This window comes from Veillonella intestinalis, assembly GCF_943192895.1.
In the GTDB taxonomy this organism is placed as follows: domain Bacteria; phylum Bacillota; class Negativicutes; order Veillonellales; family Veillonellaceae; genus Veillonella_A; species Veillonella_A intestinalis.
In genome coordinates, this window is sequence record NZ_CALPCB010000001.1 from 283,049 (window position 1) to 307,072 (window position 24,024).

Here is a 24,024-nt window from a genome sequence, read left to right on the forward strand (position 1 = left end):
TGACTTGAAGTTAACTCTAAATTATATAATACAATTAAATGGAGTATATTCGATATACTGAAAGTTAATTGTATTGAGTTAATCTAATTGTGGATCTAGGAAATATTTAGCCGTATATATTCCATTAGGTTAATAGTAGAGATAAAGAGAATGTTGGAGGGGCTATAACATGGAAGGACATAAAAAAAGACAACCGTGGTTCATTTGGCTGTCTGCTGTAATTGCGTTAGTTGTGGTGCTAGGCACCATTGTATCATCAACTGCTTGGGGCGCTCATATTATGCGACAAAGTCGCAGTTTGTATTATCAGTATATGCCACACGCTGGTGTTGAAGCTCGTTATGTGCGGCAATTAGTTACGCCTGATATGGCTCATTCACGAATTATTATGTGGGAAACAAGACAGCCTATAGAGGACCCCGTTGTATTATATAAGCTAGCCGGTGCTTCAGACAGTGAAATTCAGACGGTAGCAGCCACAAGGGTACGATTTGAGGAAGATGATACAATTCGTTATTTATATAGAGCAGAATTAACAGGCTTAGCAGCGAATAAAACGTATGAATACCAAGTTGGGCAAAATATAGTGACTAAAGATTGGCGCATATTAAAAACAGCTGCTAATGATACATTTACGGCCTTAGTTTTTCCTGATTCGCAGTCAGCTGATTATCGTGGGTGGCATGAATTGGTAAAAACGGCATATGCTAATAATCCAGAGGCGGGCTTATTCATTAATATGGGCGATTTAGTAGACAATGGTGAATCTGCTTCGCAGTGGGATGCTTGGTTTGATGCGGTAGAACCTATGATAAGCAATATTCCTTTTTCCGGTGTTATAGGAAATCATGAATATTATTCCTTAGATTGGCAAATGAAAGAGCCTACCGCCTATGATGCTTTTTTCAAGTTTAAAGCACCTACGGTAGGCTTAGAAAGTACAGCTGCTGGTGATTCATCACGGCGTGCTTTTTATTCCTATGATTATGGGGATGTTCATTTTGTTGTGTTGAATACACAGTTTCAAGAGATGAATGAAATGTATCGTGATGCGGTACAAGCAGAACAATTAGCTTGGTTAGAGCAAGATTTGGCAGATACAAAACAGCCATGGAAAGTCGTGCTTATGCATCGTGATGCATTTACTTACCCTCATACGAAGGCTCCTAATAGAACGGCCGGTATTAATGAAATGGGTTACATGTTTATGCCAACCTTTGAAAAGTACAATGTGGACTTAGTATTATCGGCTCACTATCACATGTATCGACGTCGTGGTCATGTAGAGAATTTTCAGCGCAGTGAAACAGGCCCTTATTATATTATTACTGGGGTAGCCGGTGATGTGAAATATGCAAATATTTGGCTTGATCATCCTTTAGATGAATATAAATCGCCATATTTAGAGGCCGATAATTATTTGGTATTGCGTAAGCAAGCGGATTCGCTTACGGTAGATGCTTATTTATCAGATGGTACACAGTTTGATACCATTACCCTCACTAAATAAGTTCGCTTAGGGTATCGGCTACATATTGTAAATCCGATTCTTTGTGAGCGGCCGTTACCGTTAGGCGCAAACGACTTTCGCCTTGTGGTACTGTTGGCGGACGAATAGCTGTTAAAATAATACCTCGTTCAAATAGTTCCTGAGATAATTTTAGGGCTGTTTCGGCAGAGCCAACGATGATAGGGAAAATAGGTGTTGGTTGATACTGTGCTGCTAGGCTGGTGGCTGTTGTTTTATGAGCCACAGTGATTCTTTTCTGTAATAGAGCTTGAGTCATATACTCTATGTTATGTTGTAGTCGCTGGTATATGGAAGCATCTTGCGATAATAGGGTGAGACTCTGCTGTGCGGCGCCAATAGCCGCTGGTACTAAGGCGGTGGAGAAAATAAAACTACGGCTCCGATTAATAAGCGTATTAATGATGAGCTCATTGGCACAGACAAAACCGCCTTCGCTGCCTAAGGCTTTGCTAAGTGTGCCGAGCTGAATGTCGACCTCTTGACTGCAATTAAAATGATGTGCGGTGCCTCGACCAGAGCCAATAACCCCGGTAGCGTGAGCGTCATCTACCATGAGCAAGGTTTCATAGCGTTTGGCAAGGGTCACTAAGTCTGGTAAAGGCGCTATGTCACCGTCCATGCTGAAAACGCCATCTGTCACAATTAGTCGTTTGCCAGTAGGCGGTAGTGATTTTAGTAGTGATTCAAGGTGATTACAGTCATTATGATTATATATATGTATATGAGCCCCACTGAGGCGACAACCGTCGATAATACTGGCGTGGTTTAAGGCATCGCTTAGAATATGATCCCCTTTAGACATTAAACCTGAAATAGTACCTACATTGGCCATATAGCCTGTGTTGAATATAAGTGCTTGCTCTGTACCTTTAAAATTAGCAAGTTGTGCCTCTAATTGAGAGAGTGCAGGATATGTTCCTGATGTAAGGCGCGCACCACCAGAGCCCGTACCATAATTGGTAAGGGCTTTTTTTGCATGGGCAAGCACTTCTGGATGATGAGTGAGACCTAAATAATTATTAGAGGCCATCATTAGATAAGTCTTGCCTTGGAGACGGACATGGGTACTATCAATGGGCTCATAGGCTGTGCAATGGCGTAATTGGTTAGTGCTAGTTAGTTGATTTAGTTGTGATTCATAAAATTCCTGCAGCGTAGATGAAAGCATAATACACCTCGTAATTATTAAAATTATAAAAAAATTAAAGGGCAGCAGGCGGTATTAAATCGTTAACACTATCAGAAGGGACCGTTACTAATACTGTTGTATTTTCTAGATAGCTTTGCAATTCACTTACTTGTGTCGTTGGTTTGACAAAAAATATTCGGCCGCCACGAATATCGCCTAATTCTTTAAGTGGACCTAAACGGTGATAGGAGTTGCCATAGCTTACATAACCAGTGGTGTAGTCGGGATCATCAGAAATGCAAAATTCCCCGACTACTTGGGGGGCACTGAGAACTTTGCTAGCTAGGACTAGGGCTTCCTGAAAATGGAGTCCTTCATGCCCTTGGGATTTAAAATAGTTACAAGCATTAGTTTCATCGGCAAAGGCCATGCGACTTACTCGTAGGCCACGATTACCTAAGATATCCATACGTTCGCCTGTAAGGGCGTTGCAGAGCATGGCGCCACGCATAGCTTCTGTCTGTGTTTTGAGTAAATGAAGCCCTTGTTGTAGCGCTTCAGCTGTAATTCCATGTTTCGTTAATAATTGGTTAGCTATAGCATAGGCGTCTATGACCGATTTAGCTTGCGTTGTTTTCACTGTAAGGGCGGGAATATATTGAATACTTTTAGTATCGATAGTGTCGATGGTGAGACGAATAAAATCAGCACGGCCTTTGCTGTGATGGAGCGCTCGGTGTACTAGTTCAGATGCTAATTGTTCTAATTCATTTTCCCTTACAATTCGTTCGGCCCCCGAAATATGATGCCCTCCTTTTTCGTGTGCCCCACCTTGGGCTGCTCGCATGCGAATGCTATAGTACATGAGTGGAACCTCCTACTGCAGCTGGAACGGCTCGCCGTACTTTACTAAGGACTTTTACTAAAAGGGGTGAACAAATAGCGGTAAAAATATAGCCTGGTATAGCCATGAGAATCATAGCATATGCTAATTTACCAAAAATAAGACCTAAGGTTAGACGTGCCATAATAGAGGCGATAGGGCCTGCGATGATTTGTGACCAAATCGTATTACGGCCTAAATACAGGACGGCACCGGCAATAAGACGGAATTGCATGGCAATAGCCACGTTGAGTAAGTTTTGGGTGCCTAATAATAAAGATAAAAGACTGGCTAAACAGCCTGCTATAATATATCGTTTGAAGCCAAAGACGGCACAGATTGCAACCGCTAATGGGGCAGATAGCTGAAAATCAACACCAGGGATGACATTTGGAAGCTTGATAGCTCCTGTAATGCCAATCATAGCAGCTAAAATGCCAATTTCACAGATGGAACGAATCGATATTTGTTTCATAATGGTTTTTCCCTTCATAGTCTCTTTGATACCTAATCCCTAATCTGCATTGTTAACCTTGTTGATTTTTATGGTTAACCTTTATTGGCTTTATTATACGTTACTGTTAAATACCTGTAAATTTCAATTTATTTAGTAGGAATTTTATGTATCTCAAATAGTCATGATAATTTACAAAAAGTAATATAACCTCTAGCCCTTTAATCTCTCTTGCGAATTTGGTATAATAAAACAGTAATAACTAACCTGCGTGGTCAGGTTGTTCACAGTCAAGGAGGACGATATTGTGGAATTAGTACAAAATTTAAAAGCAAAAGTAAAACCATTAGGTAAAAAAATTGTATTACCAGAATACGAAGACGCTCGTGTATTAGAAGCAACAGCATTGATTCTTAAAGAAGGCTTTGCTACACCAGTATTGGTTGGTAATCCTGATGATGTTAAAGCATTAGCACAAAAAGAAGGTTTCAACATTGATGGTGCTGAAATTATCAATCCTGAAACGTATGATCGTTTACCAGAAATGATTGATATTTTTGTTGAAAAACGTGCTAAAAAAGGCATGACTCCAGAAAAAGCAAAAGCAACTATGCTTGGGGACTGCTTATTCTTTGGTGCTATGTTAGTACATCTTGGTGTTGTTGACGGCATGGTAGCAGGTTCTGCTAGCCCAACAGCTAATGTATTACGTGCTGCTTTACAAGTAGTAGGAACTAAACCAGGTCTTAAAACTGTATCTAGTTCTATGTTTGTATTTACTGACAAAAAACAATATGGTGATGAAGGTATGCTCGTATTCTCTGATTGCGGCGTAATTCCTAACCCAACATCTGAACAATTAGCAGATATTGCTATGTCCTCTGTTGAAAAAGCTCGCAAAGTTGGTAACATGGCAAATCCTCGTGTTTCCTTCTTATCCTTCTCCACTAAGGGTTCTGCGTCCTCCCCAGAAGTTGACAAAGTTGTGGCCGCTGTTGAATTGTTAAAAGAACGCAATGTAGATTTTGACTTTGATGGAGAATTACAATTGGATGCATCCATTGAGCCTTCTGTTGCAGAACGTAAAGCGCCTGGTAGCAAAGTAGCAGGTAAAGCTAATATTCTTATCTTCCCTGATCTTCAGGCAGCTAACATTGGCTATAAATTAGTACAACGTTTTGCTGGTGCTACAGCACTTGGTCCATTGATTCAAGGTCTAGGTGCTCCAATTCATGACTTATCTCGTGGTTGCTTTGCTACTGATATTGTTGATGTAGTAGCTATTGCAGCAGCTGAAAGTGCTGAATAATTAATTTACTGTGTAGTCAACTAAGTGTTAGGCATTTTAATTGGCTATAGGTGAATACTAATTTCATATAATATATGAATATATTGACTCCGTTTTTGTCATAGTTTTACAAAACTCTGACAAGAACGGAGTTTTTGCTTTTTGTTTTGTGGTATAATATAAAGGAATAACTAATAATATTCTCAAAATAAGACTTCTTTTAAGTAAGAGAGGACAGCATATGAAATTATATTATTTAGAACACAGTGGATTTATGATTGACGCAGGTCGTCAATGTTATATATTTGATTATTGGAAAGATCAGGCCCAGCTTGTAAAAGCCGCACAGGCTGCTGGTAAAGAGCTGTGGTTCTTTGTAACTCATTGGCATGGGGATCACTATTCACCAGCTATTTTAGATTTTAACAGTGATACAACTCGATATATTGTGCATGAAGATGTGCCTCATCAAGATATGCCAGCTAGCCGTACAACCGTGATGGCTGTAGGTGATACTACCACAGTAAATAATTTGAAAGTTACCATGTATGGCTCTACTGATGAAGGTGGTTCTTTCTTAATTGATACAGGGCGTAGTAAATTATTCCATGCGGGCGATTTAAATTGGTGGCATTGGTTAGGTGATACGCCGGAAAATATTGACTTTGCTCGTGATTTTGCGCGTAAAGAATTCCAACGCGTAGCTGGTATGCAGACCGATTTAATTTTATTCCCTATAGATGCTCGTTTAGAGGCTGCTCGTGAATGGGGGGCTATTGAGCTTCTTCATGTAGTGCCACAGCCAAAATTATTTGTGCCTATGCATGCTAATGGTCCAGTGTGGGAACCTTCTTTGTATTTTAAATCGTTATATGAGCACATGCCTCTTTGGATTCCCCAACAACCTGGTGATGAAGTAGACTTAGCTGTCTATGGGATTGAATAGGTTGAAAGGATTTTTGATATGAAACAACGAACAGCATGGCCGATAGCTACATTGCTATTAGTGGTCATGATGGTTATATTTCTAGGGGTGTATCCGTTTCGTGCAGATCCGTTGTTTGGCTTCTTAACCCATGTGAGTGGGGCTGCTATGATTGGTGGTTTAGCCGATTGGTATGCAGTGACTGCTTTGTTTGCAAAGCCTTTGGGGATTTCTTATAAAACAGCATTGATTCCTCGTAGTAAGGCACGCCTAGTAGAGACTGCTCGCTATATGATGGTAGAAGAATTATTGCGGGTACAGCCTGTGTATATGATTATAAAAAAAGAACAACTACCTAAACGAATTCTCATGTATTTTCTTAGTGAGGAAGGACGGCGCCAAATTAATCAATTTATTGAGGAAGTAGGCTCACAAATGGGGAGCCGTTTTGATGGCGCGCCTTTGCGGAAGGAAGTAACAAATGCTATAAAACAGGGTGTAGCTCATTGGGAAGTAGCGCCTTTATTGATTCGTTTTGGACATCTTATGATGCAGCGGGATACAGCGGCTGTTTTATGGCTATATGTGAATCGTATGGCGCAACGCTTACTCAGTTCGCAAGGTATTAGGCCGTATATTGTAGGCATTGTAGCTTCTATGATGAATCGGTATGCAGAAAACTCATTTTGGCGTGAACTAGCGTTAGCTCTTGGTAGTGATAGTTTTTCCCCAGAGCGAGTAGCTGAGTTAATTCAACAAAAAGGGGCCGAGTTTTTAGCCTCTCAAGAGTCTATTTATTCACCTATGGGGCAATATGTGTATAATAAAGTGCTGTGGGGCTTATCAGAACTAGAACGAAATGGACAGTGGCGACAAACGGTTGAAAATTTAAAAAATCGTTGGTTACAAGATGCCTTAGAAGATGTAGAATTAGCAGGTGACACAAAAACCTGGCAAGGTATTTTTAAACGCGCTCAAGAAGAAGCGGAAGCGTATGCACGTAGTCTATTACAAGATAAGGGTAAATTACAAAGTTTAGAGCGTCTTTTGTTGTATCAATTAGTGCCATTGCTTCGCAAGTTACGACCTTTTGTCGATACATCGGTAGTACGGGAATTAATGGCGTATTCGCCACAGCGCTTAGCCGATATTATTAAAGGCAAATTATATCATGATTTACAGATGATTCGTATTAATGGCTCCTTAGTAGGTGCTGTGCTGGGTGGGCTTTTTTATGTAGCCGCTCAGCTCGTACAAGGAGGTGTAAGTCTATGATTGGTGGTGTACCTTATCGTGTGTGGGCCAATCGCATTTTGATTATCTCCGCTATTTTGTATGGCATAGTATTTGTTGGCCAATTTTATATACATGCCACTTGGTATGAAGCATTGTATTGGTTAGTTCAATCTGCCCTTATTGGTAGTGTGGCTGACTGGTTTGCTGTGACGGCTTTATTCCGTAAGCCTTTGGGTTTTCCCTATCATACGGCACTGATTCCTCGGAATAAGGAGCGAATGATATCCGGTTTAGTTCATTTAATTGAAACTCGTTTGCTTACGTTAGAACAATGCCAGCGCGCGCTACAATCGGTTAAATTTTTGCCATATATTGATAGTTATATCCAAAGCGATAGAGGTCGTCAATATATCCGAAAAGCATTGCGCAGTTTATTGCATTTAGTTTGGCATAGTCGCAGTGAAAAGGAATGGGCTGCTTGGGGTGCTGAAAAATTACAGCATTTTTTACATCGTCAGTCTATTACGGGGCCGATGCAACAATTTTTGACCGATGTATGTCGTACAAATAAGCATGAAACAACGATTATTAAAGGGTTAGTATTGCTACAAGAAGCCTTAGATAAACCGCAGGTTCTTTTGTGGCTTACGCATACAATTGATCGTGAGATTCAAGCTCGTAAGGACAGTTTTATCTCTGCCATTGTAATTGGTGTTTCAGAAGCAACCGATATTATTAATGCTCGTGATATGGCGATGGCTATGTTGCGAGAATTATATATGGTTTTAGAACGGTGGAAACGACCAGGGAGCACTGAACGTTTAGTCTGGATGCAACAGTGGTTAGGTCCTTTGCAAGAATTGGCATATAATAGCTCGGTGAGTCAGACTATTGATGGTGTATGGCAACGGTGGATTGATGAGCAAGATTGGGCGGATATTTTAGAAACTTATATTTGTCCGTATATTCATAACGTAATTCATATGGCGGATAAAGAAGATACTTTTGAAGAAGAAACACCGGTGAAAGTATTAGAGCAGTCATTGCAAGATTTATGGCAAGTATATAGTCGCAATCCTGAAATTGAAGTAAAAATTGAAAACATGTGTCAGCATATGGCAGGCTATTTGTTAGTACGAGGTCATGCTTTGTTAGGTGTCATTGTGCGACAAGTACTGGGCGCTTTAAGTACGGATCGTTTTATTTACTTTATTGAGTCTAAAGTAGAAGATGATTTGAGTTGGATTCGGATTAATGGTGCGTTAGTTGGTGCAGTATGTGGCCTTGGTGCATGGAGTTTTTTACATTTCATTTATGAGCCTTTATTAGCTATGTGGGGGTTATAAAAGTTAGTAAGGCGAAAGGTGTAAATAAAAAGTTTATAGACACAAATAAAGTAAAGATATAAATAAAGAAGGGGCATTGGAAATGGAGGGTTTCCAATGCCCCTTCTCGTTTGAAGGAAAAAGTTATATACATCAAGTATGGTACTACTATGATGTGCCTATATAGTCTTGTGACTATGAAAGCAGCTTAGTTTGCTTGGCTTGGTTGGGCTGCAGTACGTTCTAATTGTAAATCTTCAAGCATTTGTAAATCTTGAAGCGGAGAACGTCCATCGGTTGTTAAATAACCACCAACCATAATGCCATTAAGACCACCGGTTAAAGCGAGAGCTTGTAAATCGCGTAAGTTAACTTCACGACCACCAGCTGTACGAATTTGAGCGGATGGTAATACGAAACGGAACATAGCAAAGGTACGCAAAATTTCAAGTGGTGCTAATGGTTTGTTATGTTCGAAAGGTGTACCTTTAATTGGATTTAAAATGTTAAGAGGCACAGAGTCAATGCCTAAACGTTTTAATTCATAGGCCATTTCTACGCGTTGTTCTAAGGTTTCGTTTAAGCCAATAATACCACCAGAGCAGACCCGAATACCTGCTTTTTTAGCATTTTCAATAGTGAACATTTTATCTTCAAAATTGTGAGTGCTACAAATGTTAGGGAAGTTACTTGGTGCTGTTTCAATATTAGAATGATAGCGGGTTACGCCAATTTCTTTTAATTGAAGGGCTTGTTCATAGGTAAGAAGGCCTAAGGAACAGCAAATTTCAAGACCTGTTTCTTTATGAATGCGACGAAGGGCACTGAGAATTTGGTCAAATTCTTTTGGATTATTAGTGTTACGACCACTTGTTACAATGGAAAAACGGATAGCACCGGCTTCTTTTGCTTTTTTAGCGTGGTTAACAATATCTTCTTCGTCCATAAATGGATATACAGTTACACCTGTTTCATGGTGAGCTGATTGAGCACAGAATTTACAATTTTCTGGGCATTTACCAGAGCGGGCATTTACAATAGCGCATAAGTCCACTTCATTACCATTAAATTTTTGACGAATTTTATCAGCCATAGCTAAGAGTATCATCGTATCTTCGTCTGATACATTAATTAGCTGTTCTGCTTCTTTTGGAGTAATTTCACCACCATCTAAAATGCGTTGGGCGTACGCAATAATTTCTTCGTAACCAATCTTGTTTGTTGTTGTCATGAACCTACACCTCTGTATTCTAAAGTTTATCCCGCTCTACCTCTGAGCTTCGACTGTGAGTCGTTGCCTTTATTATACGTAGCTTACAAAAGATAGTCAACCATGAATTTTAATTTAGGTTAACAATAACTTTCGATGTATATAAGGGTTAACAATGACTGATGATATACGGTTTGGCTAATAAGGCCTGTTGATATATGATAGACTTAACAGCAACTATTAAAATATGTTTAGGTTAACAATAGTGGCGCAGATAGATATATCTTGGGAGAGATAATACCAGTTTGTAAAAAAATAACAAAAAATGATTAGGACAGATTACGAATTTAAAAGGCCTGTGATAAAATAGAAAGTAATATAGTTTGACCCTAAGTTACAAGTATTTGATGGATATATGTAAATGCATGAAGAGAGGAGGCGAGGACTATGTTAGTGTTGGAACGAAATAGTGCTACGCCTTTATATGAACAAATCTATCAATATATAAAACAGCGTATTGAAGGAAGGCAGTATGAGGCAGGTTCTCGTTTGCCCTCAGTTCGATCTTTAGCTGGTGAAGTGGGAGTAAGTAAAATTACGGTGGAGCAAGCTTATTTACAATTAGCTGCAGAAGGTTATATAAAGGCTCATGATCGGTCGCCCTATGAAGTATTACCATTGCCTATGGGCGGAGAGAATATAGTCAGTGATTCTGAAAAGGATTGGTTACGAAAGTCATTTAGCGATATAAAGGAAGGGAGAGCAGGCGCATTTCTGCCTCATTATCGAATAGGTGCGAGGCCGCAGCAACAAAGTATTAAGGCTAGCGGTTTTAAGGATATAGAGACATCTTTAATACAATACAATTTTGCTACTGGTGCTATGGACCCAGAAGGATTTGATTATACTCGTTGGAAGCGTTATATTGGTTATGTATTACGAGAACCAGAACGTCTTTTGGCGTATGGTGATCCTCAAGGTGAATGGGAGTTGCGCGTACAATTGGCACAGTATTTGAATACAGCTAGGGCGGTGCGAACAACAGCGGAACAAATTATTATCGGTAGTGGCACGCAGCCTATGGTTATGATGATAGCCGCCCTTTTGAAACGCGCTCATATTACTACTGTTGCAATTGATAGTAGTGTTTTAATAGGCGTAACTCACATTTTTCAAGATTATGGATTTACTGTAGTTACCATTGATCAACATAGTGAAACTCTTATAGAGGATTTAATAGCTATGAAGGTACAGGCTTTGTATTGCACTCCGTCTCATGGTGATCGTCAAGGCAGAGTCATGAGTGCGGGGCGACGTAAAGAAGTTTTACAGTGGTCTAAAGCTGTGGGTAGTTACTTAATTGAAGATGATTATGATAGTGAACTTCGATATTATGGTCGCCCTATATCCTCGTTACAGGGGCTAGCTCCCGAGGAACGCGTTATTTATCTCGGCACACCTTCCAAGGTATTGCCGCCGTCCATTCGTATTAGTTATATGGTATTGCCACCATCGCTATGGCAGGATTTTTTAACATATCGCAGGTCCTATCGACAAAGTGCTAGCGTTATGGAACAATTAGTATGGGCTCGCTATATGGGGGCTGGCGAATGGTCTAAGCAAATTCGAAGATTGCGTAAACACTATGCGGATAAAAGTAAACATTTAGTCGGTTTGTTGCAAGTGGCTTTTGGTAATCGTGCTAAAGCGTATTTGCCAGAAGGTGGGGTATATATTGGTTTAACTGTATATACTCTATTAAGTGGGGCAGACTTATTGGCTAAAGCCCACAAGTCTGGTTGTGATGTGCGTATTGAAACGGATACGATGATTGATGGCGAAGTTCATTGTTTATTATCATTTAGTGCTATTCCTACCGCTAAGTTACAGGAGGCAGTAGCACAGTTGGCAAATGCATGGAAAGGAGTTTGAAATGATACCATTTCGTTTTATACAATGTGGAGATCTTCATTTAGGGACTCCTTTTAAATATTTAAAATCCCTTGGCAAACAAGTCGACGAAGCTGTGAATAGAGCGACCTATCGTTCCTTTTCAGAGATTGTAGACTTAGCTATAGAACAGCAGGTACAGGCTGTGTTAATTACTGGTGACATATACGATAGTGATACGCACAATTTAGAGGCGCAAGTTCGCTTTGCTTATGAGTGTGAGCGGCTAAGTCGTGAACAGATACCTGTTTTTTTAGTGCAAGGCAATCATGATCCAGCGGAAAGTTGGACTACTAAGATACGCTTGCCAGAGCTAGTTCATGTTTTTTCGTCACTACAAAGTGAGCGCAAGCCTTTAGTGGTAAAAGGAAAAGTAGTAGCGTATATATATGGTATCAGTTGTAGTTCGCAAAATAGGGCAGATGATGTAGCTCAATTCTTAAAACCTTGGGCGGAAGATCCTTTTTCAATCGGGATTTTTCATGGCACAGTAGGTGCTATGCCTGACCATGAAGTCGTGGGGCCTACAACCCTTACGCAACTTACTAGCTCGCCTATGCATTATTGGGCTATTGGCCATATTCATAAACGCCAAGTTCTGCATGAGGCGCCTTATGTTGTATATGCTGGTAATACGCAAGGTTTACATAAGAAGGAAGTGGGCCCTAAAGGCTGTTATTTGGTGGATGTCAGTGCGACAGGCCATGTGACCATGCAATTTCAGGAAACAGCACCGATTCGCTTTGAACAGGTGACGATAGATATTGGTAGTCTCACTGACAATGCAGATATGTTAGAAATGATTCGCCATAAGAAAGAGCTATTAAGAAAGTTAAAGAAACAAATTTTGTTAGAAATTATTTTGACGGGTACAGGTCCTGTGCATGAATTGTGTAATCAGCTTGAGGCTCGGCAAGTATGGCTACAGATGGCACAGGAAGAAGAGAAAAATAAGTATAACTTTGTGATGCCTTACGCCATTGTTGATAAGACGGTGGGCGAAACTGATTGGGCTGCACGACGCCAGATGGAAGATATGGTAGGCGACTATTTACGCAGTTTCGATACCTTAGGTTCTTTGCCTAAAGAGGAGCAAATCGGGCGCATTCGTGAACTTATTAATGAACGACCAGAGAGTAAACGCTTAGGAATATATAATAATTTATTAACGGATGAAGTTTTAGAAGAAGCATTGCGACGAGCAGAAGTAGCAGGAGCTCGTTGTCTCATGGGAGATACGGATGAGGATTAAGGAGATATATATTAAAGAGTTTGGCCCTTATCGGGAGTGGTCTTTTACACCGGCCACATCGGGGGTTCAGGTCATTTATGGACCTAATGAAAGTGGCAAAACCTCCTTGCTAGAAGCGTTGCGTTTTTTACTATTCGGTAAAAAAAGTAAGACTTATGGGTATGGTTCAGGACATCTTATTGTAGAACGTGAAGGGGTGTTATACCATATTGGGCGAGATGGGAAAAAATTAAATTTTTATCCCCTTGGAAAAGGTCCTATTAATGAAGAACCAGCATCACTGTGGTGGCATGGTTTAGACAAAAAGACCTATGATCGTATTTTTGCTATTACTGTAGATGAACTGCAAGGTGCTGATGTGCTAGCCGAGGTTGAAGTACGAGCTCGTTTCTTTGGTGGTGAAGGGGGCGAACGTTTAAGCACGGCGGTAAAAGATATTGAAAAAGCCTCGTCCGATTTGTTGGTTGCGTCAGCTAATGGTAAACGAAAAATTAATGTCCTCATGGAGCGTTTAAAACAAGTTCGTGAGACTATGGCTAATTTAGGTAAGCATGAAGAGGCTTACACGGCCTACCAGCAAGAATTAGATGGTATGGTGACTACAGAAAAAGAATTGGCAGAACGGCTTAAAGAATGGCAAGATTATGGCAAAGAAGTTGATTTGGTATTGCGTGCTTGGGATGTATATAAACGAGCCGAACATGCCAAAGAACAGATGAATACCTATGCCGTAACAGAATTGTTAGAAAAAGATGCTTTTTACGAAATAGACGAAAAAATTACGCAATGTCGTAATAATATGCAATTATGGAGTGGCAAAGAAGCTGGTTTAGTACCGGATAATTTTGCCCCTGATTCTTTAATTGGTGTATATAGTCAAGAAATTGAAAGCTTGTTTCAAGAGTTAGGCAAATGGACGCAATTACAAAAAGAATGTGAACAAGGTCGAGCTTACTTGAAACGCGTGAAAGAACAGCTAGATTTGTCACGGACGTTGCATAATGCTTGGCGCCCTGAGGCCGAAATGCCTGCTGAGGTTAATTGGGCCGAAGGGGAAGCCTTAGCGCGTCAATTGCGGAGTGCGCAGGATAATTACTTACATTGGCAAAAACGTAAGCCAGTGGAGCCTGTAGAATTAGTAAACTCTAAGGTAAAGGATGAAGAACATACGCTACAGACATTAGAGTCTAACGTGAAGTTGATACAGGATGCATACACTTCTTATGAGACTGCTGTGTCCGAACAAGAAGCCTTGGCTGAAGGCGCTGCTAAACCGTATTATCGATATGGTGCAATCAGTTTATTAGTATTGGCTGTGTTAGCTCTTGTATTATTGCCTGATATGGGTGTATGGTTAGCTATTGTTTTGGCCGTTGGAGGTGGCGCGCTCTTTGCATATGATTGGCAAACCAAGCGAAAACAACAAGGCCTTTATGAGGCTGCTTTGCATCAAAGCGAGCGACAGAAGCAGGCCTTAGAAAAGTTAGCCATAGAAGCGGGCGTAACTACACCTCAATCGGCTGCTGATATGACTGAACTTGTAGCTTTGGTAACAGAAAAACGGTCTGCTTTTAGTAATCAAAATTTAGCCTTAGCTAAAATCCATAGTTACGAACAAGTCTATAGTCAATGGCTAGCAGAAGGAAAGGAACTTGAAGCGGCTGGTAATAAAGCTATGGAAGCTTGGCAACGGTGGTTACCCGCAGGGGCTAGTCGCGTGCTTACGGACAATCAATTTTTTGCTCTTAAGCAAGAATATGACACTTATATGGACGATTTAAATCAGTATAAAGAGTATGAAAAGCGATTGCAAGAACATGAGGAATCCTTGCATGAAATTGAGAGTCGCTGTGCTGCTTTGTGGAATAAGTTAGAAGTGGATATTCCTGTGACGCCAATTGAGTTACGGCGGGTATATAATTTGTTAAAATCGCATCGACAAAATCAGGTACGATGGGAACAAAAAGAATCGCAACGACGTAATTATCACGAAGAATATGAACAGTGGAGTCGTCAGGAAAAAGCGCTGCTTTTAGAACAGGCAGAATTACTGCAGAAGAATGGGATTGCGACAGCTGGAGAATATCGCCAACGCTTATTGTTGCAAGATCAATATGTACAATGGCAAAAAGTGTATGAACAGAGCCGTGATCAATTAGCGCTTTTTGCGTCTAAAAAGGATAGTCATGAAGCTTTATATCGGCGCTTGAAATCAGGGAATAAAGAGAAATGGCAATCTGAAGCAGAGCGCAGTCATTCGGAGGTACAAGCTTTAGAGAAACGCTTGGCCGCTTTATATGAAAAACGAGGCCAAGTACAGGAGGCTATGCGTACTTTGTCGCAAGATAAAGCAATGTCCCTAGCTTTACAAGAAGAACAGCAATTAGAAGGGGAATTACAGGAGGCGTTAACTGCTTGGGCTACGCAAGTGTTGGTTAGTCATTTTATGGAATTGGCACAGGCTGATTATGAAAAAGACCGTCAACCGGAGGCTATGGCTACGGCATCTAATTATTTGTCTATGATGACGGATGGTAAATATACACTACAATTAGGGGATACAGCCTCTTCGTTACAAGCCGTATTAGCGTCTGGTGAAGTAGTGCCTACTGAGCATTGGAGTAGTGGTTTAGGCGATCAAGTATACTTAGCGTTACGACTTAGTTTGGCTAAAGTATTTGGGGAACGTGTAGAATCATTGCCGATTATTTTGGATGATATATTGTTGCGCTTTGATGAAGGTCGTCAAGAGGCTGCATTAAAAGTATTAGCTCATATTGGTGAGGTGGATCAGATTTTAATCTTTACTTGCCAGCAAGGAACGGCTGAACGAAGTGCCCAATTAGATGGTATGAGTGTATATGACCTAAGTGCTCAAGAGGCGCTGTAGTAGTATATAATTGAAATACTTAAGGGCGCTCTAGTTCTTGATGAATATCTTTGGCGCATAGATTTATTGATGTATTTTTATACATCGATATAACATAAAAATATAAATTGGTAACTTAATTTTGAGGATTGTTGTAGTGAATTTAGGACTTCTTACCTAGGTAAGAAGTCCTTTTTGTATTTGTTAGTACCTTGTATACATGAGTTTATTGCACCTTATATATCTGTATTTTCTATATGCAATTTTTGAGAATGGGGTTTATAATATAAACAATCTATTTTCTATAGAATTTAAAGAGATGGAAATTTTGTAGGGTATATGCAACTAAGGTATAGATGTTTATCCTATGAAATTGAGCCAACATTAGGTTAGGTAAAGAGAGAGTAGTAGCTTGGAAGGAGCCGGGGTTTATGGGACAATCACAGGTAGTAGGGAAAACGCAAATTGAAATTCAGCAGCAGGAGCAGTCACAGTGGCAAGCAAAGGGGCTATATCATTCAGCCTATGAAAAAGATGCTTGTGGTATGGGGTTTGTAGTTGATATTAAAGGTCGAAAATCTCACGATATTATTGATGATGGCTTGCGCATTTTAGAGCGGCTAGAACATAGAGGGGCTCGTGGTGCCGATGCTTCATCGGGTGATGGGGCAGGTATTATAGTACAAATTCCACATAATTTTTTTCAACGAGAATGTGAAGTATTAGGCTTTTCATTGCCCCCTGTAGGAAGCTATGGGGTAGGTATGATTTTTGCACATCCCTATGAAACATTGCGGAATAAGCAGAAGGCTATTTTAGAAGAGATTGTAAAAACAGAAGGGCAAGTTGTCTTGGGGTGGCGTGAAGTACCAGTAGATTCGCATGCCGTAGGTGCTGAAGCAGCGGCTATTCGCCCTTGGTTCATTCAAATATTTATAGGTAAAGGCGATAATATAATGAATGATGAAGAATTTGAACGCATTTTATATGTCATTCGTAAAGAAGCTGAAAAAAAGATTATTCCTTTAAGTAAAGCGGAAAGTGGCGATTTTTATATTGCTTCTTTATCGGCTAAGACCATTGTTTATAAAGGAATGCTCACGCCAAAACAATTGCGTGACTTTTATTTAGATTTAGCTGATTTAGATTTTACATCAGCGTTAGCTATGGTGCATTCTCGTTTTAGCACGAATACATTTCCAAGTTGGGCACGAGCGCATCCTAATCGTTTTATTGTGCACAATGGTGAAATTAATACGATTAGAGGCAATATTAATTGGATTAATGCTCGTGAAGGCAAGGCTAATTCAGAATATTTTCCACAAATCAAGAAGGTATTTCCTGTAGTGGATGATACTGGCTCAGACTCAGCTATGTTTGATAATACGCTGGAATTTCTTTATATGACAGGTCGTAGTTTACCTCATGCCATGATGATGATGATTCCTGAACCTTGGGAAAAGAATCCCCTTATGAGTCAAGAAAAGCGCGATTTCTATGAATTTAATAGTTTTATGATGGAGCCTTGGGATGGCCCAGCTGCGATGGGTTTTACAGATGGGGTTGTAGTAGGTGGTGTATTGGACCGCAATGGGTTACGTCCGTCGCGATACTATATTACTAGTGATGATCGTCTTATTATGGCTTCTGAAGTTGGGGTGGTGAATGAGTCGGCTGAGAATATTCGCTACAAAGGTCGTTTAGAGCCAGGTAAAATGTTACTTGTTGATACAAAAGAACAACGTATTGTGTCAGATGAAGAAATCAAGCATCGCATTGCTACTGAGCAGCCTTATGGAGAATGGGTGAAAGAACATATTATTCACTTAGAAGATATTGCACCTGCTAATGAAGAAGATTTGCCAGTAGTTACTAATTTACAAGAGCAACAACAAGTATTTGGATATACGCAAGAAGATTTAGTGCGTATGCTTCAACCTATGGCAAAAGATGGAAAAGATCCTGTAGGGGCGATGGGGGCTGATGCACCTTTGGCAATTTTGTCAGACAAGCCACAGCTACTTTACAGTTACTTTAAGCAATTATTTGCACAGGTTACCAATCCACCGATTGATGCTATTCGTGAGGAAATGGTAACGTCTACAGGGGTTATGTTTGGCAATAGTGGCAATATGATGGACCCGCATAAAAGTGGAACTTACTGTGTATCCTTAGATCGCCCTATTTTAACAAATAAGGAATTTGCAGCTATTAAACAGTTAGATTGCCGCCGCATGAAAAGTACAACTTTGTCTATCTTGTTTAATCCGGCAGAAGGAAGTCAAGGTATGCGCCAAGCCTTGGACGAATTATGTTCTAAAGCTGAAGAGGCGGCTCGTTCAGATCATAATGTTCTTATTCTGTCAGATCGCGGTGTAGATGCGACTCATGCGCCAATTCCAGCGTTGTTAGCTGTAGCAGCGGTGCACAATCATTTAATTAAGAAGGTATTGCGTACGGACATTGGACTTGTTTTAGAATCAGGGGAACCGCGTGAAGTCCATCATTTTTGTACATTGATTGGCTATGGTGTGACTGCAATTAATCCATATATTGCTTTTGAAACAATTACGTCCTTACAAAAAGAAGGGCGTTTAGGCCAAATAACAGCAGAAGCAGCAGAACAGAATTATATTAAGGCGGCGGTAAGTGGTATTTTAAAAGTTATGTCAAAAATGGGGATTTCGACCGTGCGCAGTTATCATGGGGCACAAATTTTTGAAGCCATTGGTCTTAATAGTGATTTTATTGATAAATATTTTGTAAATACGCCAACTCGTATTGGCGGTATTGGTACAGAAGGTGTGGCTCGTGAAGCTTTGGCACGGCACGAACGCGCTTTTGAAGCTAAGGCAACAACGCTTGAAGCTGGTGGTTTTTATGGTCCTATGAAAGATGGAGAACCTCATTTATATAATCCTAAGACTATTGATTTATTACAGCGTGCTTGTATGGACAATAATTATGAGCTGTATAAAGAATATGCAGAGGGTATTCGCCATGATTATCATGTTACATTGCGTAGTTTACTAGATTTTAATTATCCCGTAGGTGGCGGTATTGCGATTGAAGAAGTAGAGCCTGTTGAGTCGATTGTGAAACGCTTTAAAGGTGGGGCTATGAGTTATGGTGCCATTAGTAAGGAGGCTCATGAAACAATTGCTATTGCTATGAATCGCTTAGGTACAATGAGTAATTCTGGCGAAGGCGGCGAAGATGCAAGTCGCTATACTTTGTTGCCGAATGGGGATAACTTATGTAGTGAAATTAAGCAAATTGCTTCAGGGCGTTTTGGTGTTACCTCTGAATATTTAGTACATGCTAAAGAGTTACAAATAAAATGCGCCCAAGGGGCTAAGCCTGGCGAAGGTGGACAATTGCCAGGTAAGAAAGTATATCCTCCTATTGGGAAAGCCCGTCATTCTACACCGGGCGTGGAATTAGTATCGCCACCACCTCATCATGATATTTATTCGATTGAAGATTTAGCAGAATTGATTTTTGATTTGAAAAATGCAAATCGTCAGGCTCGTATTAGTGTGAAATTAGCCGCTGAAGCTGGTGTTGGTACGATTGCCGCTGGGGTAGCCAAAGCCAAGGCTGATAATATCTTGATTTGTGGCTATGATGGTGGTACTGGCGCGGCTGGTCGCACTGGTATGCGTCATACAGGGGCTCCTTGGGAATTAGGTTTAGCTGAAACGCATCAAACTTTATTGTTAAACCGTTTGCGCGATCGCATTGTGCTTGAAGTGGATAGTAAACTTATGACAGGTTTTGATGTGGCTGTAGCTGCCTTGTTGGGGGCAGAAATGTTTGGTTTTGGTACCTTACCATTAATTGCTGTGGGCTGTAAAATGGCGCGTGTATGCAATTTAAATACATGCCCGTATGGTGTAGCCACTCAAGATGAAAATTTGCGTAAGAATTTTAAAGGAAAGCCAGAATATGTAGAAAATCTTATGCTATTTTTAGCTCGTGAACTCCGTGAAATTATGGCTCGTTTAGGAATTCGTACAGTTCAGGATATGGTAGGTCGTGTTGATTTATTACGTCAAAAGGTAGTAGAGGATAATTACAAATTATCTCGTGTCGATTTAAAACGTATTTTATTTAGGCCATATACGGATATTTCTGTAGGTCACTATCATCAACATGAACAAGACCATGAATTAGCCAAAACGCTAGATGAAGGTAAATTATTGCGCATGTGTCGCCCTGCCATTGAAGAACAAAAACCAATCCGCGCTAAATTAGCTATTAATAATACGCATCGTGTTGTAGGCACTATTGTAGGTAGTGAAATTACAAAACGCTATGGGGCCAATGGATTAGCGCCTAATACGATTAAACTTAATTTTGTCGGTAGTGCCGGTCAAAGTTTTGGTGCATTTATTCCTAAGGGGATGACTATGGAATTGGAAGGCGATGCGAATGACTATTTAGGTAAAGGTTTATCTGGTGGTGTGATTACTGTATATCCGCCAAGGGGTGCTTTGTTTGAAGCGGATCAAAATGTCATTATTGGTAATGTAGCTTTTTATGGTGCTACGGCGGGTGAGGCTTATATTAGTGGTTGCGCTGGAGAACGTTTTGCAGTGCGTAATAGTGGCATTACCGCTGTTGTAGAGGGCGTAGGTGACCATGGCTGCGAATATATGACTGGTGGTGAAATTCTTGTGCTTGGCAAAACTGGTCGTAATTTTGGGGCTGGTATGTCTGGTGGTTATGCGTATATTCTAGATTTTGATGTGCGAAAATGCAATATGAGTTTAGTCGAAGCAAGACCTGCTGGAGGGGATGATTTAGAACGAATTAAATCGTTGGTAGAGGCCCATGTTTTACATACTAACAGTCGTAAAGGTCGACATATCTTAGATAATTGGCAGAACTTTGCTCAGCGTTTTACCAAAATTGTACCTACTGCTTATGAAGCTATGAAACAAGCGATTGCTTTGTATGAAGCAAAGGGGATGAGTGAAGCGGAAGCACAATTGCAAGCCTTCAAAGATACACACCATATAAAATAAACGAATTGTGAAGTTTTTAAAATAGGTTCAAAATTTGTAATGGTATGACGATTATATATGAGTCCGAATGTTGCAAGAGGAATAGAAAAACTCTTGCAATCGGGCTCATTTTGCGTTAATCGCTGTTTTTCGTAGTTAAAATATTTCGAATTTTTTGGAAATAGTATATAATAAAATAGCAATAAGAGAAGTGATAAATTAAGTGTGTAGGTCAACTTTGCAGAGTGCGGGAGTCTACATTTAAGTAGTTAAGTAGTAATTAATAGTTAGCTTATTCTAAATTAATAGTACGTTATGTAGGTATAAGGAATAGGGTATAAATTAAAAGACTGTTTACGTAAGGGGAACGGCAAAGGAGTATACCGTGAAGGCAAAGTATACAATAGGAATAATTGCTTTGGGATTGGCATTTATTTTAAGTGGTTGTAGTCATAATAGTGAGCCTAGTGCAACGGCCAAAATGATAACACCTAATACGACGGTGGCTACTGAGGCGAAGCCTGTAGAATCTATTCAAGAAGCTACGTATTTATTACAGCAAAATGAATACACTAAGGCTATTGCTAAAGCGGATGAGATTTTAGCGACCTATCCTAACTCAGATGAGGCCTATTCCATTAAAGGCATGGCTATGGGATTGAATGGCGAGGCCGTGACGGGGCTAGAATTTACTAAAAAAGCCTATGAAATTAATCCAAATAATGTAAGCAATTATTATAATATGGCCATGTTATATAAGTTAGATGGAAAGTTAGAAGAAGCAAAAGAGTGGTTTGAAAAGGTATTGGCAAAAGACCCTCATAATACTTGGTCTGCTTATGGCATTGCTACGATTTATGCTGATCAAGGAAAGGACGCAGAGGCTTTAGATTGGTTACGTAAAGCGGTTTCCTTAGATAGCGTGGTGAAAGAGGTAGCGCGTACGCAAGACCATTTTGTGCGGTTTCATGGTAACCAAACCTTTGAAGCCATTGTTAAGTAGATAAATTTATGGAGTTTTATAGAGTGGAGGCGCAGGCATGACAAAACAGCAGCAACGAAGTATTCGTTGGTCTATTATTCCTGTAATTATGCTAATGATGATGCTTCTAAGTGGTTGCTTTGGACCAACTAAAGTTACGACTGCAGAAGTTGATACAAAAGAAATGCCCGTTAAGATTAGTAATGATGCTAATATTACGGCTTTGAATAAAGTAACAATTGAACCTACTGTGTCAGGGCAAGTAAGCACTATGGCCGTAAAAGTAGGCGATGAAGTGAAACAAGGACAAGTGGTGGCTATGTTAGACACGAGTAACTTGCAAACACAGTTGAACCAATTAATTCAGGAACTAGGAGAACGACAAAGTGGTGCAGGTATACAAGCTGTGCCGCAAGAAACGACGGTTGTGCCAGGCGCTGTTTCGGCTGCTGATGTAAATCGTGCTCACGAAATGATGATGAATGGTATTATTACTGAAAAAGAATACCAGACAATTGTGCAGCGTTCGCAAGCGACTGTAGTAACTAGTGGGGGCGGCTATGTGGCAACTGGTGATGGCTTAGAAGTAGCCGGCATCCAAGCGGCTATTGCTCAATTACAAACGCAGATTGCGCAATCTCAAATTATTTCACCTATGAATGGTCGTGTGGCGGCTATTTATAATGAAGATCGAAAAGTAGCGATTGAAGGTCGTCCTTTTATGTTAATTCAGCAAAGTTCACCTGTAGTGGCTTCGTTGAGCATTCCTCAGAGCTTTGCTTTGAAATTAGCGGATCCAGCTATTAAAAGTACTTTAAAAGTATATTTAAAGGTGGATGATAAAGAAATTCCTGGTGAATTAACCTATGTAGATACAAATGCGCCAGCAGGAACACCGAGTGTGTTAGTAAAAGCTACGTTTGCTAATACGGATGATGTGATTAAACCAGGCGAATTCTATACATTGGTGATTGAATCTGCTGCGACGGCACCAGTTTTAGCTGTACCTAAGGAAGCAGTTCATGAAAATAAAGATGGCAAGTTTGTATATGTAGTAACGGCTAATAATACGGTAGATGTGCGTGTTGTTGAAACGAGTGCAACTGTTGATGAGTATACAGCGATTGTTATGGGCTTGAGTAAAGGGGAACGTATTATTACCTCAAAAGGTGAATTTGAATTAGGTGAACAAGTTACCTATTAAACTATTAGAGCTTAAGACGTAGTTAAGAAGTGGCGCTTAAGGCGTAGTTAAGAAGAAATTGAGCTGTGCTTAAATTGAACTGCACTTAATATAGAATTTAAGTAGCGATTGAATAGAATTTATGAAGTGACTGAATAGTCATCAAAAATAATTGAATGGTAATTATGTAGAGCTGTTGAGCAGTTAGTATAGTAGACTGATGCTCAGCAGCTTTTTATTTTTGCTGTGGTATATTTTGAAAAATTGAAAAAAGGGCTTGACGTTTATGGACTACTTTGGTAAGATAGTCAAGTCGTCACTTGAGGGTACTAATTATGAGGTATCCAGAGGGTGAAGGCAAAGACACTTTCACTGCAATAGGATGCAATTAAATTCTGAGTGCATTGAATTGTGTTGCCAGTTGTAACTGATTTATTTCAAGTTCGTCAAAATCTTGTAAAAAAGTTATTGACAGAATGTATCGATGGTGTTACAATATAAAAACCGTCAGCGATGACGGTGAAGAAAATGCAAACGAAATATGCAGAGGTTGCAAGTTTTGTTTGGTAGCAGATCTTTGAAAACTGAACAATGTAAGGTAATCATTTCTAACGAAATGAACATAGCCAGAGTGCGGGTTTCAACGACGTTGAAACTAACCAAATAAATTCTAAGTTAGATAACTTCGGTTAAGCTAACAACAACGAAAACGAGCTAGCAAATAGCTCCAAGATATCTTGGAGAGTTTGATCCTGGCTCAGGACGAACGCTGGCGGCGTGCTTAACACATGCAAGTCG

At 40.1% G+C, this 24,024-nt stretch carries 15 protein-coding genes and 1 rRNA gene; 12 read left to right on the forward strand and 4 right to left on the reverse strand.

The window, feature by feature from the left end:
- The first annotated feature begins 169 nt into the window (after positions 1-169).
- The gene (locus NFR27_RS01330; RefSeq protein ID WP_251441656.1) at positions 170-1,510 is read left to right on the forward strand and encodes a purple acid phosphatase family protein; all 1,341 of its coding nucleotides are present in this window, start codon (positions 170-172) and stop codon (positions 1,508-1,510) included.
- Here the strand turns inward: NFR27_RS01330 and bioF are convergent.
- Genes bioF through NFR27_RS01345 form a run of 3 tightly spaced genes read right to left on the reverse strand, consistent with a single transcriptional unit; the run spans position 1,503 to position 4,018 of the window.
- On the reverse strand, positions 1,503-2,699 hold the full coding sequence (gene bioF / locus NFR27_RS01335) for an 8-amino-7-oxononanoate synthase (protein ID WP_251441657.1): 1,197 nt from the start codon (positions 2,697-2,699) through the stop codon (positions 1,503-1,505). The two genes, NFR27_RS01330 and bioF, sit on opposite strands and share 8 nt — an antisense overlap.
- Before the next feature lie 34 nt (positions 2,700-2,733).
- Positions 2,734-3,525, reverse strand: a complete 792-nt coding sequence (locus NFR27_RS01340) for a 6-carboxyhexanoate--CoA ligase (protein WP_251441658.1) — start codon at positions 3,523-3,525, stop codon at positions 2,734-2,736.
- A complete protein-coding gene (locus NFR27_RS01345; protein WP_251441659.1) occupies positions 3,515-4,018 on the reverse strand; it encodes a hypothetical protein in 504 nt (167 codons plus the stop codon). The genes NFR27_RS01340 and NFR27_RS01345 overlap by 11 nt, the downstream gene beginning before the upstream one ends.
- Before the next feature lie 286 nt (positions 4,019-4,304).
- On the opposite strand from NFR27_RS01345, the gene pta reads away from it, so the two are divergent.
- From pta to NFR27_RS01365, 4 genes are all read left to right on the forward strand, one after another.
- The gene (pta, locus tag NFR27_RS01350; protein ID WP_251441660.1) at positions 4,305-5,306 is read left to right on the forward strand and encodes a phosphate acetyltransferase; all 1,002 of its coding nucleotides are present in this window, start codon (positions 4,305-4,307) and stop codon (positions 5,304-5,306) included.
- A 220-nt stretch (positions 5,307-5,526) separates the two neighbouring features.
- Positions 5,527-6,231 carry an MBL fold metallo-hydrolase gene (locus NFR27_RS01355; RefSeq protein ID WP_251441661.1) on the forward strand — a complete coding sequence of 235 codons (705 nt, stop codon included), beginning with the start codon at positions 5,527-5,529 and terminating at the stop codon, positions 6,229-6,231.
- 18 nt (positions 6,232-6,249) lie between these two features.
- Positions 6,250-7,485 carry a DUF445 family protein gene (locus NFR27_RS01360; protein WP_251441662.1) on the forward strand — a complete coding sequence of 412 codons (1,236 nt, stop codon included), beginning with the start codon at positions 6,250-6,252 and terminating at the stop codon, positions 7,483-7,485.
- On the forward strand, positions 7,482-8,792 hold the full coding sequence (locus tag NFR27_RS01365; RefSeq protein ID WP_251441664.1) for a DUF445 family protein: 1,311 nt from the start codon (positions 7,482-7,484) through the stop codon (positions 8,790-8,792). The genes NFR27_RS01360 and NFR27_RS01365 overlap by 4 nt, the downstream gene beginning before the upstream one ends.
- Positions 8,793-8,979: 187 nt before the next feature.
- Here the strand turns inward: NFR27_RS01365 and bioB are convergent, their stop codons facing one another.
- Positions 8,980-10,002, reverse strand: coding sequence for a biotin synthase BioB (bioB, locus tag NFR27_RS01370; RefSeq protein ID WP_251441667.1), 1,023 nt, complete (start codon positions 10,000-10,002; stop codon positions 8,980-8,982).
- Between the two features lie 426 nt (positions 10,003-10,428).
- Here bioB and pdxR point away from each other — a divergent pair, with 426 nt between their 5' ends.
- The 7 genes from pdxR to NFR27_RS01405 form a co-directional block, all read left to right on the forward strand.
- Positions 10,429-11,913: a MocR-like pyridoxine biosynthesis transcription factor PdxR gene (pdxR, locus tag NFR27_RS01375; protein ID WP_251441669.1), complete on the forward strand. Its 1,485-nt coding sequence runs from the start codon at positions 10,429-10,431 to the stop codon at positions 11,911-11,913.
- A gap of 1 nt (position 11,914) precedes the next feature.
- The gene (locus NFR27_RS01380) at positions 11,915-13,183 is read left to right on the forward strand and encodes a metallophosphoesterase family protein (protein WP_251441670.1); all 1,269 of its coding nucleotides are present in this window, start codon (positions 11,915-11,917) and stop codon (positions 13,181-13,183) included.
- On the forward strand, positions 13,173-16,073 hold the full coding sequence (locus tag NFR27_RS01385) for an AAA family ATPase (protein ID WP_251441671.1): 2,901 nt from the start codon (positions 13,173-13,175) through the stop codon (positions 16,071-16,073). Before NFR27_RS01380 ends, NFR27_RS01385 begins: the two co-directional genes overlap by 11 nt.
- A 410-nt stretch (positions 16,074-16,483) precedes the next feature.
- Positions 16,484-21,082, forward strand: coding sequence for a glutamate synthase large subunit (gene gltB / locus NFR27_RS01390; RefSeq protein ID WP_251441672.1), 4,599 nt, complete (start codon positions 16,484-16,486; stop codon positions 21,080-21,082).
- Between the two features lie 364 nt (positions 21,083-21,446).
- Positions 21,447-22,064: a TPR end-of-group domain-containing protein gene (locus tag NFR27_RS01395; protein ID WP_251441673.1), complete on the forward strand. Its 618-nt coding sequence runs from the start codon at positions 21,447-21,449 to the stop codon at positions 22,062-22,064.
- A 37-nt stretch (positions 22,065-22,101) separates the two neighbouring features.
- Positions 22,102-23,247 (forward strand): efflux RND transporter periplasmic adaptor subunit, encoded by a 1,146-nt coding sequence (locus tag NFR27_RS01400; protein WP_251441674.1) that lies wholly within the window; start codon positions 22,102-22,104, stop codon positions 23,245-23,247.
- Between the two features lie 713 nt (positions 23,248-23,960).
- A 16S ribosomal RNA gene (locus NFR27_RS01405) occupies positions 23,961-24,024 on the forward strand; the annotation flags it as partial.

Coding starts and splice junctions, on each gene's coding strand:
- NFR27_RS01355 (WP_251441661.1), top strand. CDS start 5,527: ATGAAATTATATTATTTAGAACACAGTGGATTTATGATTGACGCAGGT.
- pdxR (WP_251441669.1), top strand. CDS start 10,429: ATGTTAGTGTTGGAACGAAATAGTGCTACGCCTTTATATGAACAAATC.
- bioB (WP_251441667.1), bottom strand. CDS start 10,002: ATGACAACAACAAACAAGATTGGTTACGAAGAAATTATTGCGTACGCC.
- NFR27_RS01340 (WP_251441658.1), bottom strand. CDS start 3,525: ATGTACTATAGCATTCGCATGCGAGCAGCCCAAGGTGGGGCACACGAA.
- NFR27_RS01360 (WP_251441662.1), top strand. CDS start 6,250: ATGAAACAACGAACAGCATGGCCGATAGCTACATTGCTATTAGTGGTC.
- NFR27_RS01385 (WP_251441671.1), top strand. CDS start 13,173: ATGAGGATTAAGGAGATATATATTAAAGAGTTTGGCCCTTATCGGGAG.
- NFR27_RS01365 (WP_251441664.1), top strand. CDS start 7,482: ATGATTGGTGGTGTACCTTATCGTGTGTGGGCCAATCGCATTTTGATT.
- NFR27_RS01400 (WP_251441674.1), top strand. CDS start 22,102: ATGACAAAACAGCAGCAACGAAGTATTCGTTGGTCTATTATTCCTGTA.
- NFR27_RS01380 (WP_251441670.1), top strand. CDS start 11,915: ATGATACCATTTCGTTTTATACAATGTGGAGATCTTCATTTAGGGACT.
- NFR27_RS01330 (WP_251441656.1), top strand. CDS start 170: ATGGAAGGACATAAAAAAAGACAACCGTGGTTCATTTGGCTGTCTGCT.
- bioF (WP_251441657.1), bottom strand. CDS start 2,699: ATGCTTTCATCTACGCTGCAGGAATTTTATGAATCACAACTAAATCAA.
- gltB (WP_251441672.1), top strand. CDS start 16,484: ATGGGACAATCACAGGTAGTAGGGAAAACGCAAATTGAAATTCAGCAG.
- NFR27_RS01345 (WP_251441659.1), bottom strand. CDS start 4,018: ATGAAACAAATATCGATTCGTTCCATCTGTGAAATTGGCATTTTAGCT.